The organism is Acinetobacter sp. 12966, assembly GCF_031196995.1.
Lineage (GTDB): Bacteria > Pseudomonadota > Gammaproteobacteria > Pseudomonadales > Moraxellaceae > Acinetobacter > Acinetobacter geminorum.
Genome location: NZ_JAVIMC010000132.1, coordinates 32,466 through 58,281, shown reverse-complemented (window position 1 = coordinate 58,281; position 25,816 = coordinate 32,466). Strand labels below are relative to the sequence as shown.

Genomic DNA, 25,816 nt, shown 5'->3' with positions numbered 1-25,816 from the left:
ACACAAACTCCGTTTATTATTGCTCTACTACTTGAATCATAGTAGCTAAATCTTTCTCAGCAAAGCCATTTTTTTGGTGAGTTTGTAGCTGTAATAGAGCTTTTTGTGCAACAGGGATATCTAAATTAACATTGTTAGCCAATGTTACCGCGTTGTTAAGATCTTTAGATAATGTTTGAACTTTCCACTGAACAGGCTCGAATGTATGAGTTGCCATGCGTGGTGCAAGTATTTGAAATGGCTTTGAGTCGGCAAATCCACCAGCTAGAGCTGGAGCGAGTAATGTGGTGTCTACACCAGCTCGGTCTGCTAGTGCTACAGCTTCAGCGATAAGAGCACTATTTGCTGCCACAATCAATTGATTACAAATTTTAGTGGCTTGACCCGTACCTATATCACCCATTCGTGTTACACGTTGAGATAAGACATTAAAAATAGGAGCTAATTCCGTAATCGTTTGAGCATCGCCACCTGCAAAAATAACAAGTGTGCCTTGTTCTGCACCAGCTGTTCCACCTGATACTGGTGAATCAATCCATATAACGTCATGCGCAGCAGCAGCTTGAGCAAGCGTTTTTGTTGCAGCAACAGATAAGCTTGAGAAATCAACAATTACCTGTTTAGCTTTTAAATTAGGCTGAATTTGTTCAAATACTGCTTCTACAGCTTTGTCATCTGCTAGGCAGGTTAAAATAATTGGATACTCACCAATATCTGAAAGTTCTAAAGGCTGTGCGCCGATATCAATCAGTTCTTCACATGCAGAAAAGGTTCGATTCCAAACTGCAACTTGAAAACCAGCCTGAATAAGACGGGTTGCCATGCGGCTCCCCATCAGCCCTATACCTAAAAAAGCAATAGGGGTATTACGATCAAAATTCATAATCTAAGCTCTTTATTTATATTGGCGTGGTAAAAAATTAACTTCCGGATGTTTGTCTTTTTTACGAGCAAGTTTGCTATTTTTACCAAGTAATAATTTAAGTTGCCAGATTTTTTCTAGACGTAATGACTTTTCAGGTTGGTGTTCCATTGCATCAAGTACACGTTTTGCTGCAGTTAGGGCATCAGGTGAGCGTTGTAACATTTCAGCAGCTATTTCATTGGCTTTTTCTAGTGGAGAGTTGCTTAAATGAGTCACAAGACCAATTTCTTTTGCATAATTCGCATCAAAAACACGGGCTGTTAAGGTGAGTTCTTTTGCAAGGTCAACACCAATTAAGCCTTTCAATGAGCGAGTAAGTCCCATATCTGGAACTAAGCCCCAACGGCTTTCCATAATCGACATTTTAGTGTCTGGATGAGAAATTCGAATATCAGCTGCTAAGGCAAGTTGCATTCCGGCGCCAAAACAATATCCTTCAAGAGCTGCAATCACAGGTATAGGTAAATTTTGCCAAATCAGGAATGCTTTTTGGAACAAGCTTTGTCCAGGCTTCACAAGCTCCCAAATGGCAAAGGCAGAATTTTTTGGATTGTTAAGATCAGATAAATCAATTCCGGCACTAAAAACTTGTGCTTCACCTGTCAAAATCACACAGCGAATCTCTCTATCCTTTTTAATGGCTTTTGCTGTGGAAACGAGTTCTTTTAATAAGGCAAAACTCATGGCATTGCGTTTGTCGGGGCGGTTTAGATAAACTGTTGCAATGCCATTATTCTTTTCAATACGTAAAAGTGCCATGAAATTCCCGCTTATTTTTTTATCGATAAGCGGAGCATAACATGGCTGTAATTTGGAAACATGACAGCTCAGTCATACCAGTTGGTAGATATGCTAGTCAGGAATCACCAAGATTTGATGAGCAGCACTTTCAACTTCTTTAACAACAAGTCCTAACTCATCAAAGCGTCTCATAACTTCTTCAATAAATCCTTCATCGGCTATACGGCGTTCTTTGCGTAGTGTTGAAATAAATTGCTCAAAATCACCTGTCACTTGTTGCAGTTTTGGAGTACCTACATAGCGGGTAGCACCATAAAGACGATGTAAAACATGCTCAAGTTGAGGGAAGTCTTCAAGCTCGATGAGCTGCTGCATTTCGTCTAGCTCAGTTGGGAAACTATCAACTAACATTTTAAGTAAATCTTGAGCAAGATCTTCTTTATTTGCTGCAAGCTGCAAACTTTGTTGCCAGTTTAGAATTTCTGGGTCTAATGCTTCTGCAACGACATGATGGTCTTTATCTAGAGCTTTTGATGTAAAGTTGTTTTTGGTCCATTGCGTTAAAATTTGGATAATTTGTTCCATTTGAATTGGCTTGGTAACATAGTCATTCATGCCTACTTTGAGGAGTTTTTGCTTTTCATCAGCAAGGGCATGCGCTGTTAATGCAATAATTGGAAGCTGCATTTCACCATCTAAAGTCGACTCTAATGAGCGAATAGCGCGAGTTGTATCAATACCTGACATAACAGGCATTTGAATATCCATAAATACCAAATCAAATGGTTTAAGCTTCTGGTCAATTCGCTCTTGGATCAGGTTCAGCGCTTCTTGACCGCTGAGAGCTTTAGTTGTTCTAACGTTGAGTTCACCTAGCAAGGCTTCTAAAACAATTAAGTTAGGTAAGTGGTCATCGACTGCCAGAATGTGTAAACCTTGACCATTAAAATCTTGTTGCTCCTCTTCAAAAATAGGCTGATCATTTAATAATTGAATGAGTCCGCTTCGACTTAATGGTTGATATAAAGGGCGAGCACGATATTCATTGAGCATATTTGGCTCAAGTGTCATTTGATAGCCATAGACTGCCAAATTGCCTTGATAACGACTACGGATTTCTTTTAATAACGCTTCAGTATCGCCGCTGTGGTCAACAATGAGCCATGTATTGTCTTTTTGATCAAGATGCTTTAAACGACTAAATAAGTCCAGAATCGATTGTGTCTCGATATGAGGAACATGATAGTTCTCAAGGTAATAACGTAAAACACTTGCTGTAGCAGGGTGGGCAAGATAAGACACCACTTGTAAATGTTCAAAGTGCGGGTGTTCAATCTCGTAATCTTCATCTACCACAAATTGTGCTGTAAACCAGAAGGTCGAGCCCTTTTCTGTTGGGGCGCGTTCTTGGTTATCCTCAAAGCCAATTTGACCATGCATGAGATGGACAAGCTGTTTAGAGATCGCAAGGCCTAAACCTGTACCGCCAAATTGACGTGTAACGGATGCATCACCTTGCGAGAATGATTCAAATAATTTTTTACGGTCAGTTCCGCTTAAACCAATACCACTGTCTTGAACACTAAAATGAAGTAGGCATTGTCCGATATCATCATGTTCCATACGAACACGAACAATAATTTCGCCATCTGGAGTGAACTTAATCGCATTTGAAATCAAATTAGTTAGAATTTGTTTAAAGCGTAAAGCATCACCAATCACTTGTTGTGGAATATTGTCCGCATAATAAAAAGCCATTGCGATATGCTTTTGAGCAGCCAGTGGAGACAGCATATCCATGACATCAAAGACAGCTTCTTCTAAATCAAACGGTGCTGTTTCAAGCTCTAACTTACCGGCATCAATTTTTGAGAAATCTAATACATCATTAATTAATGCTAATAAATGGGCAGATGATTTGCGAATAGTTTGCAGGTAAAGGTTTTGTTCGTTATTTAGATTTTGCTGACGAAGTAATAAATGAATAAAGCCATCAATACTGTTTAGAGGTGTTCGAAGTTCATGACTAATATTGGCAAGGAAAACTGATTTTGCTTGGTTCGATGAAATCGCTTGGTCACGTGCTTGACGATAAGTGATGTTTTGAACTTCTAAGGTATCTAACGTTCTACGTAAGTCTTCTTCGGTTTGTTCGGTGTGTTCTTTTAACTCTAAAAAGCTAAAGTGTAATCGTTTAACAACGTTTGCAATATCTCGCTGTAATAAGCGTAATTCACCTGTACTGTTAATGACCATATGCTGGTCCAACGTGTCTGCATTTAAACGTTGCAACTGCATGCGAATTTCGTACATCGGTGCAATCCAGCGACGCGAGTAAAAATTCAAGCAAAGTAAAAGTAACAATAAGGTCATTAAGCCAGTAATGACGAGGGCAATCAAAATACGGTAACGTGCCAATTCTAGTGGCTGATTATCCATTTCAATGACGAGCCAGACAGGTGCTTTTCCGGGTGTGTCGCTAATCCGCTGTCCATAAATATTGTTGTGGTTATAAGATATTGGACCAAAAAAATTACTACTTTGCGTAAAGTTTGGCCAGTAGCGATTATCGCGATAACCGATACTTAAATAGGTCTGGCCATTACTATCAATTAAAGCAGCACGTTTTAGATTTTTTTCACTAAACATGCTTTGCATGATGTGCTGGGCGTGATCATATTCATCGGGCTCTAGTTCAACAAGCTTATATAAATCGATCGCGATTTGATTGTAGCGAGCTAAAATTGCTGAGGCATGATGTAGCTGTTGTTGTTTTACTGAATGTGAGGTTTCAGTTAAAACCAGAAAAGCACCAACACACGTTAAAATCATGATGGGCACAAAAATAAGAGCAATTAATTGTCCATATGCATGATTCAGACGTAAGCGTTTCGATAAGGTTTTATTGAAATTAGACATGGCTACATCAGATTTATCTCTCTGTAGGGCATCTTATCACGCTTTATTTTAAAACAGACGGCATTTTATAAATGACCGAGCTTTAATCGCTTTCATGAAAAAGCATATTGAAATGGGTGCAGTACCGAGCATTTTTTCATACAATAGGCCCACCTCGATATAGGTGTTGATCATGAGTAATACACAACCTGATTTTTTAGCCGACGAATTTTTGTTAGATCACTATGTAGGTAAGACGCCTCTAGTTCGTTTGCAGCGATTAGCTTCTCATACGCAAGCGATAGTTTTAGCAAAATTGGAAGGTAATAATCCGGCAGGTTCTGTAAAAGACCGTCCTGCATATAACATGATTATGCAGGCAGAAAAACGTGGTCAAATTAAACCGGGTGATACATTAATTGAAGCAACCAGCGGTAATACAGGTATTGCTTTGGCTATGGTTGCGGCAATGCGCGGCTATAAAATGAAACTTATTATGCCGAACAATATGAGCCAAGAGCGTAAAGACGCAATGTTGGCTTATGGCGCAGAGCTGATTGAAGTGACACCACAGCAAGGAATGGAAGGTGCACGTGATTTAGCCTTACAAATGGAAAAAGAGGGTAAGGGGCACGTTTTAAATCAGTTTGGTAATCCTGATAATGTTGAAGCTCATTATCTAACGACTGGTCCTGAAATCTGGAAACAAACAGGCGGTAAAATTACCCATTTTGTGAGTTCAATGGGCACAACAGGTACCATTATGGGTGTTTCTAAATATTTAAAAGAACAAAACCCAGATATTCAAATTGTTGGTTTACAGCCAGCAGACGGATCAAGTATTGCCGGTATTCGCCGTTGGCCAAAAGAATATTTGCCTACTATTTTTGATAGTAGCCGTGTTGATCGTATTATCGATATTCCACAAATTGAAGCTGAAAAAACTATGCGTAAATTAGCTCGTATGGAAGGTGTTAGTGCTGGTACATCTTCAGGCGGTGCAGTTTGGGCATCAATTAAAATTGCAGAAGAAAATCCGGATGCTGTTATTGTTTGCATTATCTGTGACCGTGGCGATCGCTACTTGTCTACAGGTCTGTTTTCAGTACAGGACGATAACTCATAATTGAGAGAAATAATGCGTTTCCCTACCTTAGTTTTTGATATTGAAACTTTAACTGATTTAAAAGCGGGTGCGCATTTATATCATCTTGATTTACCTGAGGCCGATGTAGAGCAAGCATTGACGAAAATCCGTCGCCAAGAATCTGGTATGGACTTTCAGCGTTTGCCTTTACATGAAATTGTTTGTATTTCTGGCTTATGGATCGATGAGTCTGGTTTTCGATTATTTTCTTTTAGTCGAGAACAATATTCTGAAGCAGAAATTTTACAGAAATTTTTATCTATTTTTGATAAGCGCCATCCGACTCTAGTAAGCTGGAATGGTTCACAATTTGATTTACCAGTTATCCTATTTCGCGCTATGTATCATGGGCTATCTGCCCCCGGTCTGTTTGATCAAGGCGAGATTGATAGCCAGAAGCGTTTTAATAATTACCAAAACCGTTATCACCATCGCCATATAGACTTAATGGACGTTATGGCAATGTTTAATGGCCGTAATTTTCAAAAGCTTGACGATATTGCCTGTATTTTAGGTTTGCCGGGTAAGCGTGGTGAGTCGGGTTATCATGTGCCTGAATATGTTCGTAATCAACAGTGGTTAAAATTGACGAGCTATTGTGAAGGGGATGTGCTCAATACATGGTTTATTTATTTGCGTTGGTTAGTACTAAAAGGCCAATTAAATGCAGATGAGCATAACCATTGGATCAGTTCGAGTATTGAATATTTACAGACTATGCCACAGCAAGCCGATTTCCTTGAAGTATGGGAACGTACTTCGAAACATACCGAATTTACTTCTCACTATTTTAATTCTTCAGATTTTTAGGTTCATTCTTTGAAACAACAAGCCAAATCTCGCAACCTTCAACAGCCTGAATATATTTTTCAGGTTGAAACACTTTCTCATGAGGGGCGTGGAATTGCGCATTATGGTTCTCATCCTGAGCACCCTGCAGATAAGCATGGCAAAAAAGTTTTTATTCGTTATGCATTGCCAGGAGAAACTGTAAAAGCTCGGATTACCCATCAAGCGAAGCGTCTTGAAGAAGCTGAAATGTTGCAGTTGTTAGGAGAACCTTCAGCACATCGTATAGAGGCAATTTGTCCTCACTATGGTATCTGTGGGGGTTGTAGCATGCAGCATATTCACCCTGATGAACAAATCCGTTTAAAACAAAATGTACTCCAGTCACATTTACAGCATTTTGCAGGTATTCAACCTGAACAGTGGCTAGAACCGATTCGATCTTTACAAAGTGATTATCGTCGTCGTGCTCGAATAGGCGTGCGCTATTTGCCAAAACCAGATCGCTTAATCATGGGTTTTCGCGAACATCATAGTAATCGTTTAACTTCGATCCATAGCTGTAGTGTTTTGGATAAAAACTTATCAAATAGTCTGCCTGAGTTACGCACTTTACTCCAAAGTCTAAAAGGCAAAGCGCACATTGGTCATGTAGAATTAGCAAAAGGTGATAATGAAATTTCTTTATTGGTTCGTCATGTAGAAAAATTAAACAATTCTGATGTCAACCAATTAAAGCAATTTGCGTTACACAAAGGGTGGCAGTTGTATTTGCAACCTAAAGGTCCTGAAAGCATTCATCGTATTGATGATGAACAAGGTGCTTTACGTTTACACTATGCCTTAGAAAGGTTTAATGTAAATTTTGCTTTTTCGCCATTGGATTTTACTCAGGTCAATGCCACAGTAAATGAACAGATGGTTCAATTGGCATGTGAATTGCTTCAATTGCAACCAGGTGAAAAGGTACTTGATCTATTTTGCGGTTTGGGCAATTTCTCACTCCCGTTAGCACGATGTGTTGGTGAGAGTGGTCAGGTTGTCGGTGTTGAAGGGAGTGAAGAAATGGTGCAGCGAGCAACAGCTAATGCGAGATGCAATAGTTTGGTGCAAGCAACCTTCTTTTCACAAGATTTAACAAAAGATTTTTCGCATCATTCTTGGGCAAATCAAGGATTTGATGCATTATTGATTGATCCTCCTCGTGCTGGTGCATATGAAATTATGCAGTATGTATCAAATTTTGGAGCAAAAAGAATCGTTTATGTATCATGTAATCCAGCTACACTGGCAAGGGATGCGGGTGTTTTGGTCCAATATGGTTACCAGTTAAAAAAAGCAGCAGTGATGGACATGTTTACGCATACCGAACATGTTGAATCCATTGCACTATTTGAAAAAATTCAAGAGATAAACGATTAAAAACATGAGTTACATATTGAGGAGAATGGTATGGTCACAGTACGTGAACAGTTACCTGAACAACTAACCGAGTTGTCAGAGGAAACGACTGTAGAGCATGCCGCCGAAACGCAAATCGGTTTAGCCTCATGGTTGGATCGGGTGCGTGAAATATTAGATGGGGCGGAGCTTGAACAACTTGAAAAAGTCGCTCATTTAACCCTGCAAAAAGAGTTAGATTCAACGGTTAATCATCGTTCCAATACTTTTGCTACAGGCGTTGGAATGGCCGACATTCTGGCACATCTCCATGTAGATGAAGATACTTTATCAGCAGCAATGCTTTATCGTAGTGTGCGTGAAGGCATTACCGATATAGAAGAAGTAAAACAGAAATTCGGGGAGCAAGTTTACAACCTTGTCAAAGGTACTTTGGCAATGGGTAAACTCTCAGAACTTATTGAAAAAAATAAACGGTTAGAAGATCACTTTAATAATAATCAACGAGAACATTTAAGCGGCATTTATAAAATGCTGATTTCGGTGACCGAAGATGTTCGTGTTGTTTTAATTAAGTTGGCTGAGCGTACTTATTCTTTGCGAGAGCTTGCAAATTCCTCTCGTGAACGCCAAGAACGTGTAGCGCGTGAAATTCTTACTATTTATTCGCCGTTGGCACATCGACTTGGTATTGCTCAGCTTAAATGGGAACTTGAAGATCTTGCATTTCGCTATTTGGCACCAGATCGTTATAAAGAGATTGCTTCATTACTCAATGAAAAGCGTTTAGAGCGTGAGCATTACATTCAGTTCGTCATTGACCGTTTGAAAAATGAGTTAGCGTCTTACGGCATTGAAGCTGAAATTACAGGGCGTGCAAAACACATTTATTCGATTTATCGAAAAATGAAGAGCAAAAACCTGAGCTTCGACCAACTTTATGACATTCGTGCTTTACGTGTGTTGGTCAATAGTGTGCCAGAGTGCTACCACTCTTTAGGTATCGTACATCAAATCTGGCGTCATATTCCGCACCAGTTTGATGACTATATTACCAACCCGAAAGCCAATGGTTATCGTTCTTTGCATACAGCTGTAATTGCTGAAAATAAATCTCTTGAAGTGCAAATTCGTACTCATGAGATGCATGATGAAGCAGAGTTAGGCGTATGTTCACACTTTAACTATAAAGAAGGTTCAAAGAATACCGACCATTCTTTTAACCATCGTTTGCATTCATTACGTGCTGTTTTAGAACATTATCAAGAACGTAATGAAACGACGGTACATCAAAACGAAGATGAAACAGAAGGCTTTGAACAGTTACAAGACTTTGAAGGCTTTGAAAAGATTTATGTTTTCAGTCGCGATGGTGATATTAAAGAATTGCCGCGTGGCTCAACAGTTTTAGATTTTGCCTATCATGTGCATACAGAAGTAGGGAATAAGTGTTATGCAGCGCGGGTCAACCAGCGTTATGTACCACTTACCTATACTTTAAAAACAGGTGAACAGGTTGAAATTTTAACTAAAAAAGATCGTGAACCAAACCGTGACTGGTTGGTGAACTCTCTGGGTTATATCAAAACCTCTCGTGCACGTGACAAGTTGCGTCATTGGTTTAGACAGCAAGACCGTAGTAAGAATCTTGAAGTAGGCCGAGAACTGCTTAATAAAGAGTTGGCTCGTCTTGCGATTCACCCAAAAAGTATCGACCTAAATGATTATTCATCACATTTTAATGTGAAGACTGGCGACGATATTTTGGTGAATCTGGTCAGTGGCGATATTAGCTTACATGCCCTGATTAATCAGGTGAACCGCCAAATGCATCTAGATCAGGATGAGCCTGAACTAGTACTTAAACCAACATTAAATCCACGTGCCAGCCATACGCTATCAGCACATGGCATTTTAATTGATGGCTTAGATAATGTAGAGCTGCACATCGCTCAGTGCTGTCAGCCGGTGCATGGTGAATCAATCGCTGGATATATTACTTTGAACCGTGGTGTCAGCATCCATAAAGTCATTTGTTCTGACTATCAACGTATGATTAAGCAAGAGCCAGAGCGTGCTGTTGAAGCTGATTGGGAAATGCAGCCAACACGTGGTCAAAGCGTTCAAATTGTGGTGGAAGCTTATGATCGTCGTGGTCTGCTTAAAGACTTAACTCAGGTGATTTTCTCTGACCAAATCAATATTCGTCAGGTTAATACAATTTCTGAGGCCGATGGTATTGCTAATATGAAGTTGCTCATTGAGGTTAAAGGTTTAGCACAGCTTTCTCGCTTATTGGCTCGCCTAGAGCAGCAACCGGGAATTATTAGTGCTCGACGCATGATTCAAGGCGTTTAATAAATTAAGTAAAAAGGCTGTCAAATGACAGCCTTTTTATTTACCAGCGAATTGGTTTTTCGCTAGAACCTGAAGGAAGATCTGCATCTGATAATGGTGAAGAATTTACCTCATTATCAAAACTATCTTCGTTTTGAGAGTAATGATTTGATTTCAAAGATAAACCACGCAATACATCATTAACGACTTGATCTGCGAAAATTTCGGTACTAGAAGGTGGGGTATCTTGTGTGACTAAATTACCAACATTTGCTTGTGGTGGCTGCTTAATAGAACCAGCTGCTGCAATTTTGCCTGTATTTACTTCAATTACACGCCAGTTTAATTTAATCGCATCACGTTCGGCTGGAACTGCGCCGTAAAAAGATTGACCTTGAACCGTGCGGGCTTCATTAATTCTACCAACAAGAATATAGTCTGCACCCACTTTTTGGGCAATTCTTGCCATTTCGGATGGCGCACCATCCCAAGCGAGGAATGCATTTTCGCTTGCCATCTCTTCAATATAATCTCGACTTACTAAACTTAGTTGTCGTGAATTTGCCATTTGCGTACCAATTAGATCCGCTACTTCCTGCACAAACTCATATGGGTCTTCACCCGATGCTAAGTTAAATTTTGACTCAACTACTTGAAAAGGAAAAACTGCGATTCTTCGTAAATGTTGATCAGCTACATTTGATTGATATTTACTAATATAAGCTCGAACGCGGGCTTTATAATTTTTACCTGAACCAGAAACACTAAGCACTTGAAAACGGTTAATTGCACCTGAAGACTCTGTTTGTACACTGAACACAGGTGAGCTTTTGCCTTGATATGACCAGTGGTGATCTGTCATAACCATATTAACTTCTTCAGCCATCCCCATTTGTGAACTTACTTTTGTTCCATTCACAGATTGAGCTGCTGTTAATAAAGCTTCTGCAATAGCTTGTTGCTGGGTTGGTCCACTACCTGAAGCTTCTTTCATCACTTCTTGTAGCGCGGCAAAACTTGAGGTGGCAGTAAGACTTAATAGTACTGCGCAAAATATTTTTCTCATAAAGGCTCTTTTTATTTATAGAGCATAGCAATTAATAATTGCCATGCTATAAAGGATTATTTAGAAAAGCTTATAAGCCGAATGTAGATTTTTTTGCAGATTTGCGAATTTCTTTTTCACTGGTCCATTCAACGATTCCAGTTTTTAAATTCAGTAGTTTTAAAGTGAATTTATAGTAAACATCACTCTTGCCGCCCGAGTTTTTAACGATGCTAGATAAATTACCATTCAGCATATACTCAGCACCAATCTGTGTGCCGGATTTTACGGCAGTGCGTTTATCTACCATTCCGCTACGTTGTTGATAAGCCATCTGGTCTGCTACTGCACCCACAGAAGTCATGTCTACAAAGCGGAATTTTCCTGAATTGATTAGACGGTTTTGAATCGTATCGGTAATAGACTCTGTATCGATATGCTCTTGAGATTTGTTCTTAATTTTATCAACAAATAAAACAGGACGACGATTTTTTGTCATATCAATAATTGGTGGGAAGGCAAGCATGTCATCCACCATTTTTGTCGCAATTTGCTGTAAATCTGTAGAACCAAAATCTTTTGTTAAAGTTTCAACAGATTGCGCATCACCATAGCTAACTGTTTGTGAAGCACAACCAGAAAAAAGTGCAGCGCTACTCATTGCTGTAATCATGAATAGTGATTTAATTTTCATTAAAATGTCCTGTATCTATCTTTAAATAATGTTGTGAATTTAGGTTTAAAAACTTAATCTTTTTTCATGTAAATCAATACATCGACTGCACTAGGGTTAGGTGCAACTGACTGAACAGTTTTAACTTCACGACCTTGTAAGCTAATAGGTTTCCAAATTGCGCCTTCTGGATTAATTTCAGTTCCTTCCGCATCAAACCATACAATTTTGTATTGGAAGTCTTGGGCATAGAACCAACCATTTTTTAGAGCAAGGGATGCGCGCTTAATATCGCCTAAAGACGTCATGTTGACGCGACTAACACCAATCCGGGTAGCTAAAATCGGGTTGTTAGTTTGAGTGCGGACAGTACTCTGACCTGTGGTAATGTCAGTTTTTGTTTGCATAGCATTTGGAGCTGTACAACCTGTAAAAAACGCAGATGCAATTGAGAGTAGGCTCAAATAAATTACGGCCTTTTTCATTTTGAATATCCTTTAATCATTAATGAGTAATAGCAAAACTATCGGTTAAAATTTCTTGATTTGCTTCTATGCCATGAATAAACACAGTTTGATTTGGTTTCACATCAATATTGAGTTCTTGAGTCATATAGCCATTTTTTAGTTGGATAGTATGAGTGCCTGTTGGCAAAGTGAGACGGGCAACTTGAGCATTACTTGGTAGAGTATTCCACGCACGAACATCGGCTTTTTCAGAAGCTGTGTTGTAGATGTTCCCAGCAATTTGACCAATAGCCCCTAGGTGATTCCCAAGTTCTTTTTGGACCATATATTTTGCTGTTGTGCGCGCAATTTGCGATGTCATATTGGCAGCTACATTTTCTTTTAATGTTTTTACAGCTAATGCACCTATATCAGTTAAGGTAGAGGTGCTAGTCATAGGTCTACCATTTACAAGTACCTGAAGACTAGTAGGGCTTTTATAAGTAGAAGGGTTGTAGCTAGCAAATGAAACATTGATCAGGCCGTTTGGAGTAGGCAATGCAAATGTATTGGGTATTTTTTGAGGTACTAGGCCTTGCTCTAAGAAAATTACAACTGGATATTGTTGAGATTTTTTACCTGAAGACATGTCTAAGCGTTTAACATCATTTTTGATGAAGTCATTAGGCTGCAATTCATAAGCTTTTTTGAAGTCAACGAGAGCATCGTTTTCTTCTCCTAATGCTTCCCAAAGAGTGGCTGCCATGTAAAATGCATAAGCATTTTGATATGTATTTTTAACTTTCCCAGCAATTGTATCTAGGCCAGCAAAAGCTTCGTCAAAGTTCTGATTATGATCGGAACCAGCTTTTTCTTTAGCTTTTTCAGCTTCCTTCGTGTGGGCAAGTTCAATTTCACGCTGAATACGTTGGGCGATACGCATTTCTACACCAGCGCTTTCTGGATTATTGAGAGCCATAAAATTTATGGCTTGATAAACATGTGCTAAAACTTGTTCATATTCTGGGATTTTGTAAGGAATAACACTGTCATTACTTACAAGTGAGAGAGCTTTAAATCCGAGTTCTGAGGCACTGATTTTTGCTTTATTATTTCTTTGTTCTAACAGTACAAACGCAGCTTCAAAGGATTTCTTACTTTCTTCATATTGATGATTAGCTTGTTGTAAGCGACCTTTTTCAAGTAGGTAGAGTGCAGCATCGCTCCCTTTAGCTTTTTTCTCTAAAAATTTATGAGTTTCTTCTGGAATGGGTTGCGTGAGGTTTGCACGGAAGCTCTGAGCGGTTTGATTGTAGTCATCAAAAAAGCCAGCTTGAGCAGTAGGTAAAACACTGCTAAATAGAATAGCCAGAAGAGTTTTTTTGTGTCGTTGTGATTGCTTAATTATTGAAAAATCTGTCACAAAAAATACTCACAAGTTTACAAAAATAAACGAACTATAATTTTGTAAAGTGAGTATTTCAATAATTTTATTAACTATTAGTTTTATTTGTTCTATTGAAGAGTAAACGCAAAGCCTTATCTAATATAGCGTTAAAGGTTTTTGAAGCTTTATATTTTAAGTGTTTGTTTGTTTGAAAAATAATCTAATTAAGTTTTTATAATAATTTTAATCTTAGCTTTTAAGTTTTATTTATCGCTTTAATCAGAATTAATTGGATTCTTAAATTTAAATAATTGATATGTTTATTTTTTTAATATTCATCTTTTTTATTTGAAGGTTTTTTAATTAATAAGTGATGATATGTATTTTATTGAAGCCTTTTGATTTAGAGTAACTTAAAAAAGTGTTTCTCGATTGTTGTATTATAAATATATATAAAATTGTTTTGGTAAAAAGGCTGTCAAATGAGAGCCTTTTTATTGCAAATTATTTTCTAGATAAATAGATGTTGGTTAGTCGATTTACAAACTGAGGGCTTAAAGTTGAGAGCTGATAAAGCAGTTTGGTTTTTATACCCACTGGAGTATGGGTAGGCGTCCAGAAATGAGCCTTTTTCTCTACAAGCGTAAGCACCTGCTGAGCAATATCATTTGGGGTTAAATCTATCCCCATATTCTGAATGGTGCCTGTATCCATATTGTTAACCATTGCAGTTTGTACAAATAGCGGCATCACATCTAAAACGCGAATACCATATTTTTTCCATTCCACATCTAAACCTTCAGTAATTCCACGAACTGCAAATTTACTAGCCGAATAAGAAATCAAATCAGCTTGCCCATAAATTGCAGAAGCTGATGACAGATTAATGACGCGTGCAAAAGAAGCTTGCTTTAAGTAAGGGAGAGCAGCGTGACAGCCATTGATTACGCCGTTTACATTAATATTTATTGTTCTTTGGTGAGCTTTAATATCAGTCGTTTCAAAAGCACCAGAATATAAAATACCTGCATTATTTACCAAGATATTAAGTTCACCAGCCCATTCGGTAAATTCTTTTAATATGTGTTGCCACTGGCTGTAATCACTTACATCTAGATAGCCGGCACGGGCATTGGGGCCTAAGTCATTTGCTAGTTCCTGAGCAAGCGATTCATTAATATCGTAAATGCCTACTTTATATCCTTGTTTGTAGAATACGCGTGCAATTTCAGCCCCAATACCTTGAGCGGCACCACTAATCAGAATACTGTATCTCATCTTTTTTCTCTTTGTCAGTACAATAGTGCGACTGATTTAATCGCTTTGATTTTGATCATAACAAATTAAAATCTTAGTTTGACTGACCGACTTTTTAAACTTGAGGGTTACCATGGATAAATTGCTTAAAATCATGCAAGAGTTACGTGAAAAATGTCCGTGGGATCAACAACAAACCCCAATGTCACTGACTAAATATGCGATTGAAGAAGCATATGAAGTCGAGGCGGCCATCCGCCATGGCGATATTAATGAAATTAGAAATGAACTAGGCGATTTGTTATTACAGGTTGTGTTTCAATCACAAATGTTTAGTGAGCAAGGCGCTTTTAACTTTCAAGATGTTGTTGAGGCAATAAGTGAAAAGTTAATACGCCGCCATCCACATGTTTTTCAGGCAGATCAATTTAATAATTTAACGCCAGAGCAAGTAAGTAAGCTTTGGAAACAAATTAAACAGCAAGAAAAACAAGGCAAGCCGCAATCAAGATTAGATGAAATAAAGCATGGGCCAGCATTGTTACAGGCGCAAGAAATTCAAACAAATGTAGCTAAGGTTGGGTTTGATTTCGAAACGGTAGAAGATGCGTATGAAAAACTAGAAGAAGAGTTGGATGAGTTTAAGCAGGCCCTAAAAAATCAAAATATTGATGAAATTCAAGACGAATTTGGAGATTGCCTGTTTTCATTAGTCAATGTTGGACGTAAACTTGCGATATCAAGTGAAGCATCACTTTTATCAACAATACATAAATTTAGAAGCCGTTTTGCTTTTATTGAAGATCAAGCGAAAAAACAGCAAAGAACATTAGAAGACATGACACTGTCTGAAATGGATGAATTGTGGAATCAGGCAAAGCGGCAGTTAAAGTTAGGGGAAAAAACACATGCAATTCAGCATGAATCTTTGGAAAAATAAGCACAATATTTTCATTATTTTATTTTGGAGCCTGATCTCATCAACGCTAGTTCAGGCTCAATCTTTTGATCAAAATTTTAAGGAGTGGAAGGTTAAACAGCAGATGTATGATCAGAAGTTGAGCATGCAACACGCCTCTCATTCTAATAGTCCAAAAAGCTCAGTTATGACTGATTCATCAGGACAAATTCATTTGAATCAAGCCAATATTGATGAGCTCCAAAAGCTAAAAGGTATTGGTGAGAAAAAGGCTCAGGCGATTGTAGAATACCGTCAAAAGAATGGCGGCTTTAAAAATATTGATGAATTTAAAAACGTAAAGGGTATTGGTCCAGCCATTTTTGAAAAGAATAAAACACGGTTGGCTTTATAAATCATCTTTCTGTCAATTATCATTTCATGCGCAAACTACAGAGAATCAAATTGCCCTTTGTGTGCGTTAGAGCTATGATTAGCGACAACTTGTTATTTACGTCCTGACGTAGGAGACAGCGTCTTTTGCAAACCTTGCGAGCGTCAAAATGTGGTTTGTCCACAGCCCAACTTCCTTCTTCGATTTTAGATGTGATCGATAGCCTGACTAAAGCTGGCTATGAAGCTTATATTGTTGGGGGTGGTGTCCGTGATTTAATGCTAGGGCTTAATCCTAAAGATTTCGATGCAGTCACTAATGCAACACCTTCCCAGATTAAAGAAGTTTTTGGTCGACGTTGTCGAATCATTGGCCGTCGATTTGAATTAGCACATGTCTATTCAGGGCGTGAGCTTATTGAAGTTGCAACCTTCCGTGCTCCTCCAAAAAAAGCAGTCACCAGTGCTTCAGGCATGATTTTACGTGACAATAACTGGGGAACCATCGAACAAGACTTTGCTCGCCGTGACTTTTCAATCAATACGCTATATTACCAACCGCGTAAGAGTATTGTGCTTGATTTCTGCAAAGCAATTGATGATGTAAAAAATAAAACTCTACGTTTATTGGGCGATCCGGCACAGCGCTTCGAAGAAGACCCAGTGCGTATGCTGCGAACTCTACGTTTTGCAGCCAAGTTAAATTTCAAAATTGACTCAGATATTCTCAATATATTTGATGCAGAGATGACGCAACTATTGCGTGATGTTTCTCCGCATCGTTTATATGATGAATCTCAGAAGCTCTTTACAATGGGACATTTGGCGCGTGTTTTGCCAATGTTGATTGAATTTGGTGTTTGGAAACAACTCTTTGCCGATATTCAGCCTAACCTCACTCCATTTATTTTAAGAGCAGCAAAGAATACAGATCAACGTATTCAGGTTGGTAAAACAATTAACCCTGCTTTTTTCTATGCAGTCTTATTGTGGCAACCATTTTTAGAGCGTTGTGAATTTTATTTATCTAAAGGTGTGGTACCAGCTGAAGCTCGTGCACAAGCTGGTTTAGATGTCTTAAAACGTCAAGCAACCCGCACAGTGATTCCTCGTTTTGCAGAAACTTTTATTCGTGAAGTTTGGGAAATGCAGACCCGTTTGCTTAATCCGAAACCACAGCAAATTGAAGCATTGGCTGGACACGCGCGTTTCCGAGCTGGTTTTGACTTCTTGTTACTTCGTGAAAAGTCAGGTGATGACACTACGCAAGGAATGGGAAGCTGGTGGGAAGCCTACCAAGAAATGTCGAATGACGAAAAAGAAGCAGCAATTAGCCAGTACAATCGTCAGAAGGCTAGAAACCGTCGTAAAGCTGTTGCTGAACCTGTTGAAAACAATAAAGTTGAGATGGAAATCGAACCTTTGGTTGATATTCCTGAACCACGCAGCCGTCGTGGGAAAAAAGAACGTGCTCGACAAGAACAATCGATGGGTCGTTTCGTTGAAAAAGCCACTGCTTCAGAAGCTGGGGTGATGGGCGACCATCCGATTTTGAAGCGTAAGCGAGTACAACGCGATTTAAGCCAAGTTATTTTTGGGCCAACGCAATGACAACGAAGACCTATATTGGTTTAGGAAGTAATTTAGGCGATTCACGCCAAATCTTATCTGAAGCCATTACTAAGCTTAAAACTTTAGGTGAAGTGAAAGTTTCTAAACTTTATCAAAGTCCGCCTATGGGCCCTCAAGATCAACCAAATTATTTAAATGCAGTTGCAGAGCTAAATACGGATCTCACGCCTTTAGATTTGTTAGACCAGTTACAGCGATTTGAGCAAGAGGCTGGTCGTGTACGCCTTCGTCGTTGGGGGGAGCGTACATTAGATCTGGATTTGCTTATATATGGTGATAAAAAAATTCAAAATGAGCGCTTAACTGTGCCACACATTGGAATTCTAGAGCGAGATTTCGTTGTAATTCCTTTATTAGATTTAGACGCTGATTTACATATTAATGATCAGCCACTTAAAAATTTAGAACTCATACAGCAGCCCACGCTGACTGTACTTGCTGATGAGTCTTGGGCTTAGAGCCTGACTTATTACGTTCTGCAAACTCCTGTAGAGGATACCATCATGATTAGTCTAAGTGACTTAAGAAAATTTAAAGCCGAAGGACGTAAGTTCTCTTGTCTAACTTGTTACGATGCGAGTATGGCAAAAGCAATGGAACTTGCTGAAATTGATACAATCTTAATTGGTGATTCTCTTGGAATGGCAATTCAAGGTCGTGACTCAACTTTACCTGTAACTGTTGAGGACATGGCTTATCATACAGCGGCTGTGCGTCGCGGTAACCAGCATGCTTTGATTATGACTGACTTACCATTTATGAGTTATGCCACCTTAAATGATGCTTTGCAAAACGCAAGAACAGTTATGCAAGCTGGTGCCCAGATGATCAAAATCGAAGGCGGCGCTTGGCTAAGTGAAACTGTACAAGTGTTAACTCGTAATGGTGTACCTGTGTGCGTACATTTAGGTTTAACTCCTCAATCTGTACACGTATTTGGCGGTTACAAATTACAAGCTAAAACACGTGAAGCAGCTGATCAACTTATTGCTGACTGTACGGCAGTGGTTGAAGCTGGCGCAGCAGTTCTATTGCTTGAATGTGTTCCTGCTCAGTTGGGACAAGAAATTGCTGAACTATTTCCAAATACACCTGTGATTGGTATTGGTGCGGGTAATGCGACTGATGGTCAGGTACTTGTAGTACAGGACATGCTTGGTTTAACTTTTGGTCGAGTTGCGCGTTTTGTCCGTAACTTTATGAAAGAACAATCTGGAGAAACAGCAATCCTAGACGCTTTTAAAGCTTTTCATGCTGCCGTGCAGGATCAGTCATTTCCAGCCAAAGAACATACTTTCCACGTTGAGCTGTAATTCATGAAAACAGAAACCACCATACAAGGTCTTGCAGCTTCTTTAAATCCTGCTAGAGCTGCGCGTAAAATTATTGGTTTTGTCCCAACAATGGGAAATCTACATGAAGGACATCTCACACTTGTTCGTGAAGCGAAAAAGTTATGTGATGTTGTGGTTGTTAGTATCTTCGTAAATCCAACTCAATTTGGACCGGGTGAAGATTTTGATAACTATCCTCGTACTTTAGAACAAGATAGTCGTCTATTAGCCGATGTCGGTTGTGACATTATTTTTGCACCATCAGTTGAGCAAATGTACGGTACTCAGCCACGTTTAACCAATATAAGTGTTAGCCAAATTACTGATGCTTTATGTGGTAGTTCACGTCCTGGGCATTTTGATGGCGTAGCTTTGGTAGTAACCAAACTCTTTAATATTGTGCAACCTAACTATGCTTTCTTTGGTCAAAAAGATTATCAGCAGTTAGCAGTGATTCGTCAGTTTGTACAAGACTTAAATATCCCGCTCGAAGTAATTGGTGTGCCAATTGTTCGTGCAGCAGATGGCTTGGCTCTTAGTTCAAGAAATGGTTATTTAAGTCCTGAGCAACGTCAGGTCGCTCCGGTTATTTATCAGAGTTTAAAGCAAGCTGAGCAGCATTTACATCAAGGCAAAGATCTACAACAAGTTTTAGAAGATATCAAAACTCAGTTGACAGATAATGGGTTTGTTGTGGATTATGTCGAAGCTCGTCAGTCAAATCTGTTACCTGCTACTCAGTTTGATCGTGATATTGTGTTGTTCGTCGCGGCAAAATTGGGTGCAACTCGTTTGATTGATAATTTAGAAGTTGCCTTTACACCCCAATAAACAGATCAAAGGACAGCCATGCCATGAAGCGTATACTTATCGTGACAGGACAGTCTGGTTCAGGAAAATCTTCGGCGCTCCAAGTGTTAGAAGATTTGGGCTATTACTGTATTGATAATTTGCCTTTGGCATTGCTGCCCGAAATTGTGGCAAAGCTAGATCATGAAAATAATCTAGAGCAGTTGGCATTAGGTGTGGATGTTCGAAGCACTCGTGCAGATATGCAAGAGTTCGATCATGTTTTTGAGCAACTACAAAAACATGGCACAGTTGATGTGATTTATCTGACTACGCAAGATCAGGATTTGATTGCACGTTTTAGTGCATCGCGTCGTCCGCATCCATTGGCTAATCGTTTTAAAAGTCTGTTGCAATGTATTCATGAAGAAAAGCAGTTACTGCTCCCAATTCAGTTCCGCGCTACGGTTCATATTGATACAACAGATAAAAGTGTTCATGATCTAAAGCATATTTTACTGTCTAAATTGGGGCAGTCAGATAAGCTCATCGTGATATTGCAGTCATTTGGATATAAACATGGCATTCCTTTAGATGCTGATTATGTTTTTGATGTACGGCATTTACCAAATCCGCATTGGGATTTAGAATTGAGACGTTTTTCTGGTTTGGATGAGCCAGTAAGACTATTTTTAGAAGCAAGTCCGCAAGCAAACGAAATGTTTGATGATATTCTTCACTTCTTAAAAAAATGGCTTCCAGCATTTGCTGAAGGACATCGTCACTATATGACGATTTCTATTGGTTGTACTGGTGGTCAACATCGTTCCGTTTATATCGTAGATAGACTAAAACAAGCACTTGAGGCAGAATGGTCTGTTCAGGTCTTACACAGAGAAATGAAGCACTGGTCATGATAGACACAACTGTTGATGTAATTAATAAACTCGGTTTACATGCTCGTGCATCAGGAAAACTGATAGAGGTCACTACAAAATTTCGTTCGTCGATCCAAATTGGAAAAGGCGATCATTTAGTAGATGCAAAAAATATTATGTCTTTGCTGATGTTAGGTGCAGGTAAAGGGACCACTTTGCGATTGGTCATTGATGGTACCGACGAAGAGCAGGCATTAAATGAAGTACAGGCGTTATTCGCCGCAAAATTTTATGAGGCAGATTAATCGTGGCACGTCGTCCCCAACGTTATACTGAAGAAGATTTTGGCTCTTTAGAAGGACGTGCAAGTAAAACAGAACAGAAAAAAGCAGTTCAACGTATGGCTGCTTTAGGTGAGCAATTAGCACAACTTTCTGTTAAACAGATTCAAAAACTCCCAGTTGATGAACGTTTAATTGATGCGTTAATGGAAGTACAGAACATTAGTTCTTTTGAAGCTCGTCGTCGCCAGTTTCAACGTATTGGTAAATTATTGCGTAATGAAGATGAGACCGTTATTTTGTCTTATCTAACTCCGCAGCAAGGCGCAAAAAAGCAGGCTCAATTGATGCGTTGGGTTGATCGTATGATCGAACAAGGCGACCCTGCAATTAATGAATTTAGTAAAATTTATAATGCTTCGGAACGTCACACCTTGCGTCAGCATGTGTTGAGAATCAACCGTGATAAGAGTCAGCAAGTGAGTGAAGCAGAGCTTGAAGCATCAAAAGGTAAATTTGTTAACTATGTGCAGCAAATTGCTTTATTGTCTGACCAAGGCTAATGCTCTTCCATAAAAAGCGACGCTCAAGGCGTCGCTTTTTTATTTATACATTTGCAGCTCTTTCTTTTGCCCATTCACGCAAAATGAATTTCTGTAATTTGCCTGTCGATGTTTTTGGAATTTCCGTAATAACCACATCTTTAGGCACTTTAAAGCGCGCTAATTCTTTTTGGCAGTGTGCAATAATTTCTTCAGGTGTTGCTGTAGTACCCATCTTTAATTCAATAAACGCGCATGGTACTTCTTGCCAACGTGCATCGGGTTTAGCGACTACCGCAGCGGTTAATACAGCAGGGTGTTTATACAACACATCTTCTACTTCTAAAGATGAAATGTTTTCTCCACCTGAAATAATAATGTCTTTCGAACGATCAGTAATTTTTGCATAACCATCTGGGTGACAAACAGCTAGATCGCCCGTGTGAAACCAACCTCCAGCAAAGGCTTCTTGAGTCGCTTTAGGATTCTTTAAATAGCCTTTCATGACAATATTGCCACGGAACATGATTTCTCCCATGGTTTGACCATCATTAGGTACAGGTTTCATAGTCTCGGGATCTAATACACGCATGCTGTCTTGTAATGGGTAGGGTACGCCTTGACGGGAATGAAGTTGGGCTTGCTCAGCAATTGATAGCTCATTCCATCCAGATTGAGAAGCGCATAGTGCAGAAGGTCCATAAGTTTCTGTTAAGCCATATACATGGTTTACGTTAATCCCCATGTTTCGCATCCCTTCAATAATGGCAACAGGTGGAGCTGCCCCGGCAACCATGACTTCAACATGGTGATCAAAGTTCGTTTGTTTTTCTTTAGGTAAGTTAAGAATCATTGAAAGAACAATAGGCGCACCACAGAAATAATCAACTTTATGGGTTGCAATCAATTGCATGACTAATTCTGGATCAACTTTGCGTAAACAAATATTGGTTCCACCACTTGCTGCTATGCTCCATGCAAAACACCAGCCATTACAATGAAAGAGGGGGAGTGTCCATAAATACACAGCACGCGGTTTCATTCCACAAGCCAAGATATTGCTTGCAGCGTTAAGATAAGCCCCGCGATGATGATAGACCACGCCTTTGGGATTACCTGTAGTGCCAGATGTGTAATTTAAGCTAATCGCATCCCATTCGTCTTCTGGTAAATGCCAAGAGAAGTTAATATCGCCTTGAGCGATCCACTCTTCATATTCAAAAGAACCTAAAAACTGATTTTCGCCTTCATATTCTGTATCAGCTACATCAATCACAATAATGTGTTGATTCGGAATAAGTGAGAGGGCCTCTCTTGCCAAATTCACAAATTCAGGGTCAACCAACAGTACTTTACTTTCAGCATGTTCCAACATGAAAGCGATTGTTTTTGCATCTAAACGTGTATTGAGAGTATTAAGTACCGCACCAGCCATAGGAACTGCAAAATGCGCTTCAATCATGGCTGGAATATTTGGCAATAAGACAGATACCGTATCATTTTTCTCAATTCCCAGTTGCTTGAGCTGAGATGCAAATTGACAGCAGCGCTGATAAGTTTCTTTCCATGAAATTTGGCGTTTACCATGAATAATCGAAGCTTGATTCGGGTAAATATAAGCCGCACGCTCTAGGTAGCGTAGAGGTGATAACGCAACAAAGTTTGCGGGTGTGCGTGGTAACTCATCATAAGCACTAACCATGTGAAACAACTCCGTGTTCTATTTTTAATTCATTCTTTGAAAATATGATTTAATATTAATCAAAGCATTTATGCTTTAGTCTTAAAGGACGATACCCTCCAGTCAAAAAATGAGCAGAAATGCTATTTTCTTCATCTTAAACCACTTGTGTTAAACATGTTTAAAAATCATCTCAATATATTTTTTAAGTCATTTATTGCTGTTTACGCGATAAACAAAATGTATTTATGATTTTATGGACCCAAAGGTTTTCACATTGCTTGAACAAGTGTAAAATCTTTCAGGTTTTTTTAACTTTGATTTACACCGTTTTTATATTTTGAGGTTCGCCTCGATCATAATCTCGCGGTGAAATGCTCCTTCGTATAGGGCATCACTCCTTAAGGATTTTTTTATGCCAATTATCACATTGCCAAATGGCGATCAAAAGAGTTTTGATCACGCTGTATCTGTTATGGAAGTTGCCCAAAGTATTGGGCCTGGTCTAGCAAAAAATACTGTTGCTGGCCGTGTAAATGATCGCTTAGTTGATGCATGTGACTTAATTACCGAAGATTCGACCTTACAAATTATCACTCCAAAAGATGAGGAAGGTCTTGAAATTATTCGCCACTCTTGTGCACACCTTGTAGGACATGCTGTTAAACAGCTTTTCCCAGAAGCCAAGATGGTGATTGGTCCAGTCATTGAAGAAGGTTTTTACTACGACATCTGGATGCCACGTCCTTTTACCTTGGATGATATGGCAGCTATCGAAGAGCGTATGAAAAAGCTCATTGATCAAGATTACGATGTCGTTAAAAAAATGACACCACGTGATGAAGTTATTGCTGAATTTACTGCGCGTGGCGAAGAATATAAATTACGCTTGATTGCAGACATGCCTGAAGAAACACAAATGGGCTTGTACTACCATCAAGATTATTTGGATATGTGTCGTGGTCCACACGTACCGAATACCAAATTCTTAAAATCATTCAAGCTCACTAAAATCTCTGGTGCATACTGGCGCGGTGATGCGAAGAATGAACAGCTTCAACGTATTTATGGTACAGCATGGGCTGATAAGAAACAGCTTGCTGCATACATCAAACGTATTGAAGAAGCTGAAAAGCGCGACCATCGTAAAATTGGTAAAGCTTTAGACTTGTTCCATATGCAAGAAGAAGCACCAGGTATGGTGTTCTGGCATCCAAACGGTTGGACGATTTACCAAGTTCTTGAACAATACATGCGTAAAGTTCAGCAAGACAACGGTTACCTTGAGATTAAAACACCACAAATTGTAGACTTTACATTGTGGGAAAAATCAGGTCATGCGGCGAACTACGCTGACAACATGTTTACGACTCATTCTGAAAATCGTAATTATGCCGTTAAGCCAATGAACTGCCCATGTCACGTGCAAGTTTTCAACCAAGGTTTGAAGTCTTACCGTGATCTACCGATTCGTTTAGCAGAGTTTGGTTCTTGTCATCGTAACGAACCATCAGGTTCTTTACACGGCATTATGCGTGTACGTGGCTTTACACAAGATGACGCACACATCTTCTGTACTAAAGAACAGATCGGTCAAGAAGTTGCTGACTTTATTAAGCTGACTTTAGAAGTTTATAAAGATTTTGGCTTTGAAGAAGTGCAAATGAAACTTTCTACACGTCCAGAAAAACGTGTGGGTGATGATGCGCTTTGGGATATGGCTGAAAAATCTTTAGCAGATGCTTTAGATGCAGCGGGTCTGGAATGGGAATTGCAACCTGGTGAAGGCGCGTTCTATGGTCCGAAAATTGAATTCTCATTGAAAGACTGTCTCGGTCGTGTATGGCAGTGTGGTACTATTCAGTGTGACTTCAACTTACCAGAACGTTTAGATGCGTCTTATGTGACTGAAGACAATGATCGTGATCAGCCTGTGATGTTGCATCGTGCAATTCTTGGCAGTTTTGAGCGTTTTATTGGTATACTAATTGAACACTACGCTGGTTTCATGCCACCTTGGTTGTCGCCGTTACAAGCATGTGTCATGAATATTACCGACTCACAAGCTGAAGCTTGTGAGAAAGTCGTAGCAAAACTCAAAGAAAATGGCCTTCGTGCTATTTCTGACTTGAGAAATGAAAAAATCGGATTTAAGATTCGTGAGCGTACTCTAGAGCGTATTCCTTACCTATTAGTTCTTGGTGATCGAGAAGTTGAAGAAGGTACAGTGAATGTGCGTACCCGCTCAGGAAAAAATTTAGGTACTATGTCAGTAGATGCATTCATTGACTTAGTGAAGTCTGCCGTCGCCGAACGTGGCCGGTATATTGTGGAGTAAGAAA

At 39.3% G+C, this 25,816-nt stretch carries 23 protein-coding genes; 14 read left to right on the top strand and 9 right to left on the bottom strand.

Annotated features, from left to right (window positions below):
• Positions 1–16: 16 nt before the first annotated feature.
• From RFW85_RS18065 to RFW85_RS18055, 3 genes are all read right to left on the bottom strand, one after another.
• A complete protein-coding gene (locus RFW85_RS18065; protein ID WP_309171752.1) occupies positions 17–883 on the bottom strand; it encodes an NAD(P)-dependent oxidoreductase in 867 nt (288 codons plus the stop codon).
• Positions 884–895: 12 nt separating this feature from the next.
• Positions 896–1,684 carry a crotonase/enoyl-CoA hydratase family protein gene (locus RFW85_RS18060; RefSeq protein WP_309171751.1) on the bottom strand — a complete coding sequence of 263 codons (789 nt, stop codon included), beginning with the start codon at positions 1,682–1,684 and terminating at the stop codon, positions 896–898.
• A 93-nt stretch (positions 1,685–1,777) separates the two neighbouring features.
• The gene (locus RFW85_RS18055) at positions 1,778–4,585 is read right to left on the bottom strand and encodes an ATP-binding protein (RefSeq protein ID WP_086264969.1); all 2,808 of its coding nucleotides are present in this window, start codon (positions 4,583–4,585) and stop codon (positions 1,778–1,780) included.
• Between the two features lie 172 nt (positions 4,586–4,757).
• On the opposite strand from RFW85_RS18055, the gene cysM reads away from it, so the two are divergent.
• The 4 genes from cysM to RFW85_RS18035 are packed head-to-tail and all read left to right on the top strand — an operon-like array spanning position 4,758 to position 10,259.
• Positions 4,758–5,690, top strand: a complete 933-nt coding sequence (gene cysM, locus RFW85_RS18050; protein ID WP_002117176.1) for a cysteine synthase CysM — start codon at positions 4,758–4,760, stop codon at positions 5,688–5,690.
• A gap of 12 nt (positions 5,691–5,702) precedes the next feature.
• A complete protein-coding gene (locus RFW85_RS18045) occupies positions 5,703–6,521 on the top strand; it encodes a 3'-5' exonuclease (protein ID WP_005066255.1) in 819 nt (272 codons plus the stop codon).
• A gap of 9 nt (positions 6,522–6,530) precedes the next feature.
• Positions 6,531–7,922 carry a 23S rRNA (uracil(1939)-C(5))-methyltransferase RlmD gene (gene rlmD, locus RFW85_RS18040; RefSeq protein WP_170247672.1) on the top strand — a complete coding sequence of 464 codons (1,392 nt, stop codon included), beginning with the start codon at positions 6,531–6,533 and terminating at the stop codon, positions 7,920–7,922.
• A 30-nt stretch (positions 7,923–7,952) separates the two neighbouring features.
• Positions 7,953–10,259, top strand: coding sequence for a bifunctional (p)ppGpp synthetase/guanosine-3',5'-bis(diphosphate) 3'-pyrophosphohydrolase (locus RFW85_RS18035; RefSeq protein ID WP_002117181.1), 2,307 nt, complete (start codon positions 7,953–7,955; stop codon positions 10,257–10,259).
• A 40-nt stretch (positions 10,260–10,299) separates the two neighbouring features.
• Here the strand turns inward: RFW85_RS18035 and RFW85_RS18030 are convergent, their stop codons facing one another.
• From RFW85_RS18030 to RFW85_RS18010, 5 genes are all read right to left on the bottom strand, one after another.
• Positions 10,300–11,304, bottom strand: coding sequence for a CsgG/HfaB family protein (locus tag RFW85_RS18030; protein WP_170247673.1), 1,005 nt, complete (start codon positions 11,302–11,304; stop codon positions 10,300–10,302).
• A 70-nt stretch (positions 11,305–11,374) separates the two neighbouring features.
• Entirely contained in the window at positions 11,375–11,977 is a 603-nt protein-coding gene (gene lpoB, locus RFW85_RS18025; protein ID WP_046812598.1) for a penicillin-binding protein activator LpoB, read from the bottom strand.
• Positions 11,978–12,030: 53 nt separating this feature from the next.
• Complete coding sequence (locus RFW85_RS18020; RefSeq protein WP_170247674.1) at positions 12,031–12,441, bottom strand: YcfL family protein; 411 nt, start codon at positions 12,439–12,441, stop codon at positions 12,031–12,033.
• 19 nt (positions 12,442–12,460) lie between these two features.
• Entirely contained in the window at positions 12,461–13,825 is a 1,365-nt protein-coding gene (locus tag RFW85_RS18015; RefSeq protein ID WP_133480842.1) for a COG3014 family protein, read from the bottom strand.
• A gap of 468 nt (positions 13,826–14,293) precedes the next feature.
• Positions 14,294–15,067 carry an SDR family oxidoreductase gene (locus RFW85_RS18010; protein ID WP_170247675.1) on the bottom strand — a complete coding sequence of 258 codons (774 nt, stop codon included), beginning with the start codon at positions 15,065–15,067 and terminating at the stop codon, positions 14,294–14,296.
• A 112-nt stretch (positions 15,068–15,179) separates the two neighbouring features.
• Here RFW85_RS18010 and mazG point away from each other — a divergent pair, with 112 nt between their 5' ends.
• The 9 genes from mazG (at position 15,180) to yjgA (ending at position 21,814) form a co-directional block, all read left to right on the top strand.
• The gene (gene mazG / locus RFW85_RS18005) at positions 15,180–15,986 is read left to right on the top strand and encodes a nucleoside triphosphate pyrophosphohydrolase (RefSeq protein ID WP_170247676.1); all 807 of its coding nucleotides are present in this window, start codon (positions 15,180–15,182) and stop codon (positions 15,984–15,986) included.
• Positions 15,955–16,359 (top strand): ComEA family DNA-binding protein, encoded by a 405-nt coding sequence (locus RFW85_RS18000; protein WP_170247677.1) that lies wholly within the window; start codon positions 15,955–15,957, stop codon positions 16,357–16,359. Before mazG ends, RFW85_RS18000 begins: the two co-directional genes overlap by 32 nt.
• Positions 16,360–16,484: 125 nt before the next feature.
• Positions 16,485–17,948: a polynucleotide adenylyltransferase PcnB gene (gene pcnB / locus RFW85_RS17995; protein WP_086264971.1), complete on the top strand. Its 1,464-nt coding sequence runs from the start codon at positions 16,485–16,487 to the stop codon at positions 17,946–17,948.
• A complete protein-coding gene (folK, locus tag RFW85_RS17990; protein WP_086264972.1) occupies positions 17,945–18,427 on the top strand; it encodes a 2-amino-4-hydroxy-6-hydroxymethyldihydropteridine diphosphokinase in 483 nt (160 codons plus the stop codon). The genes pcnB and folK overlap by 4 nt, the downstream gene beginning before the upstream one ends.
• A gap of 45 nt (positions 18,428–18,472) precedes the next feature.
• Positions 18,473–19,282 (top strand): 3-methyl-2-oxobutanoate hydroxymethyltransferase, encoded by an 810-nt coding sequence (panB, locus tag RFW85_RS17985; RefSeq protein WP_002117298.1) that lies wholly within the window; start codon positions 18,473–18,475, stop codon positions 19,280–19,282.
• A 3-nt stretch (positions 19,283–19,285) separates the two neighbouring features.
• Complete coding sequence (gene panC / locus RFW85_RS17980; protein WP_170247678.1) at positions 19,286–20,134, top strand: pantoate--beta-alanine ligase; 849 nt, start codon at positions 19,286–19,288, stop codon at positions 20,132–20,134.
• Between the two features lie 23 nt (positions 20,135–20,157).
• The gene (gene rapZ, locus RFW85_RS17975) at positions 20,158–21,009 is read left to right on the top strand and encodes an RNase adapter RapZ (RefSeq protein WP_002117179.1); all 852 of its coding nucleotides are present in this window, start codon (positions 20,158–20,160) and stop codon (positions 21,007–21,009) included.
• On the top strand, positions 21,006–21,275 hold the full coding sequence (locus RFW85_RS17970) for an HPr family phosphocarrier protein (RefSeq protein WP_000567533.1): 270 nt from the start codon (positions 21,006–21,008) through the stop codon (positions 21,273–21,275). The genes rapZ and RFW85_RS17970 overlap by 4 nt, the downstream gene beginning before the upstream one ends.
• Before the next feature lie 2 nt (positions 21,276–21,277).
• A complete protein-coding gene (gene yjgA, locus RFW85_RS17965) occupies positions 21,278–21,814 on the top strand; it encodes a ribosome biogenesis factor YjgA (protein ID WP_002117241.1) in 537 nt (178 codons plus the stop codon).
• A gap of 43 nt (positions 21,815–21,857) precedes the next feature.
• Here yjgA and RFW85_RS17960 read toward each other — a convergent pair whose 3' ends face one another.
• Positions 21,858–23,495, bottom strand: coding sequence for an acyl-CoA synthetase (locus tag RFW85_RS17960; RefSeq protein WP_170247679.1), 1,638 nt, complete (start codon positions 23,493–23,495; stop codon positions 21,858–21,860).
• A gap of 394 nt (positions 23,496–23,889) precedes the next feature.
• Between RFW85_RS17960 and thrS the strand changes: the two genes are divergently transcribed.
• Complete coding sequence (thrS, locus tag RFW85_RS17955; RefSeq protein ID WP_002117224.1) at positions 23,890–25,812, top strand: threonine--tRNA ligase; 1,923 nt, start codon at positions 23,890–23,892, stop codon at positions 25,810–25,812.
• Positions 25,813–25,816 lie beyond the last annotated feature (4 nt).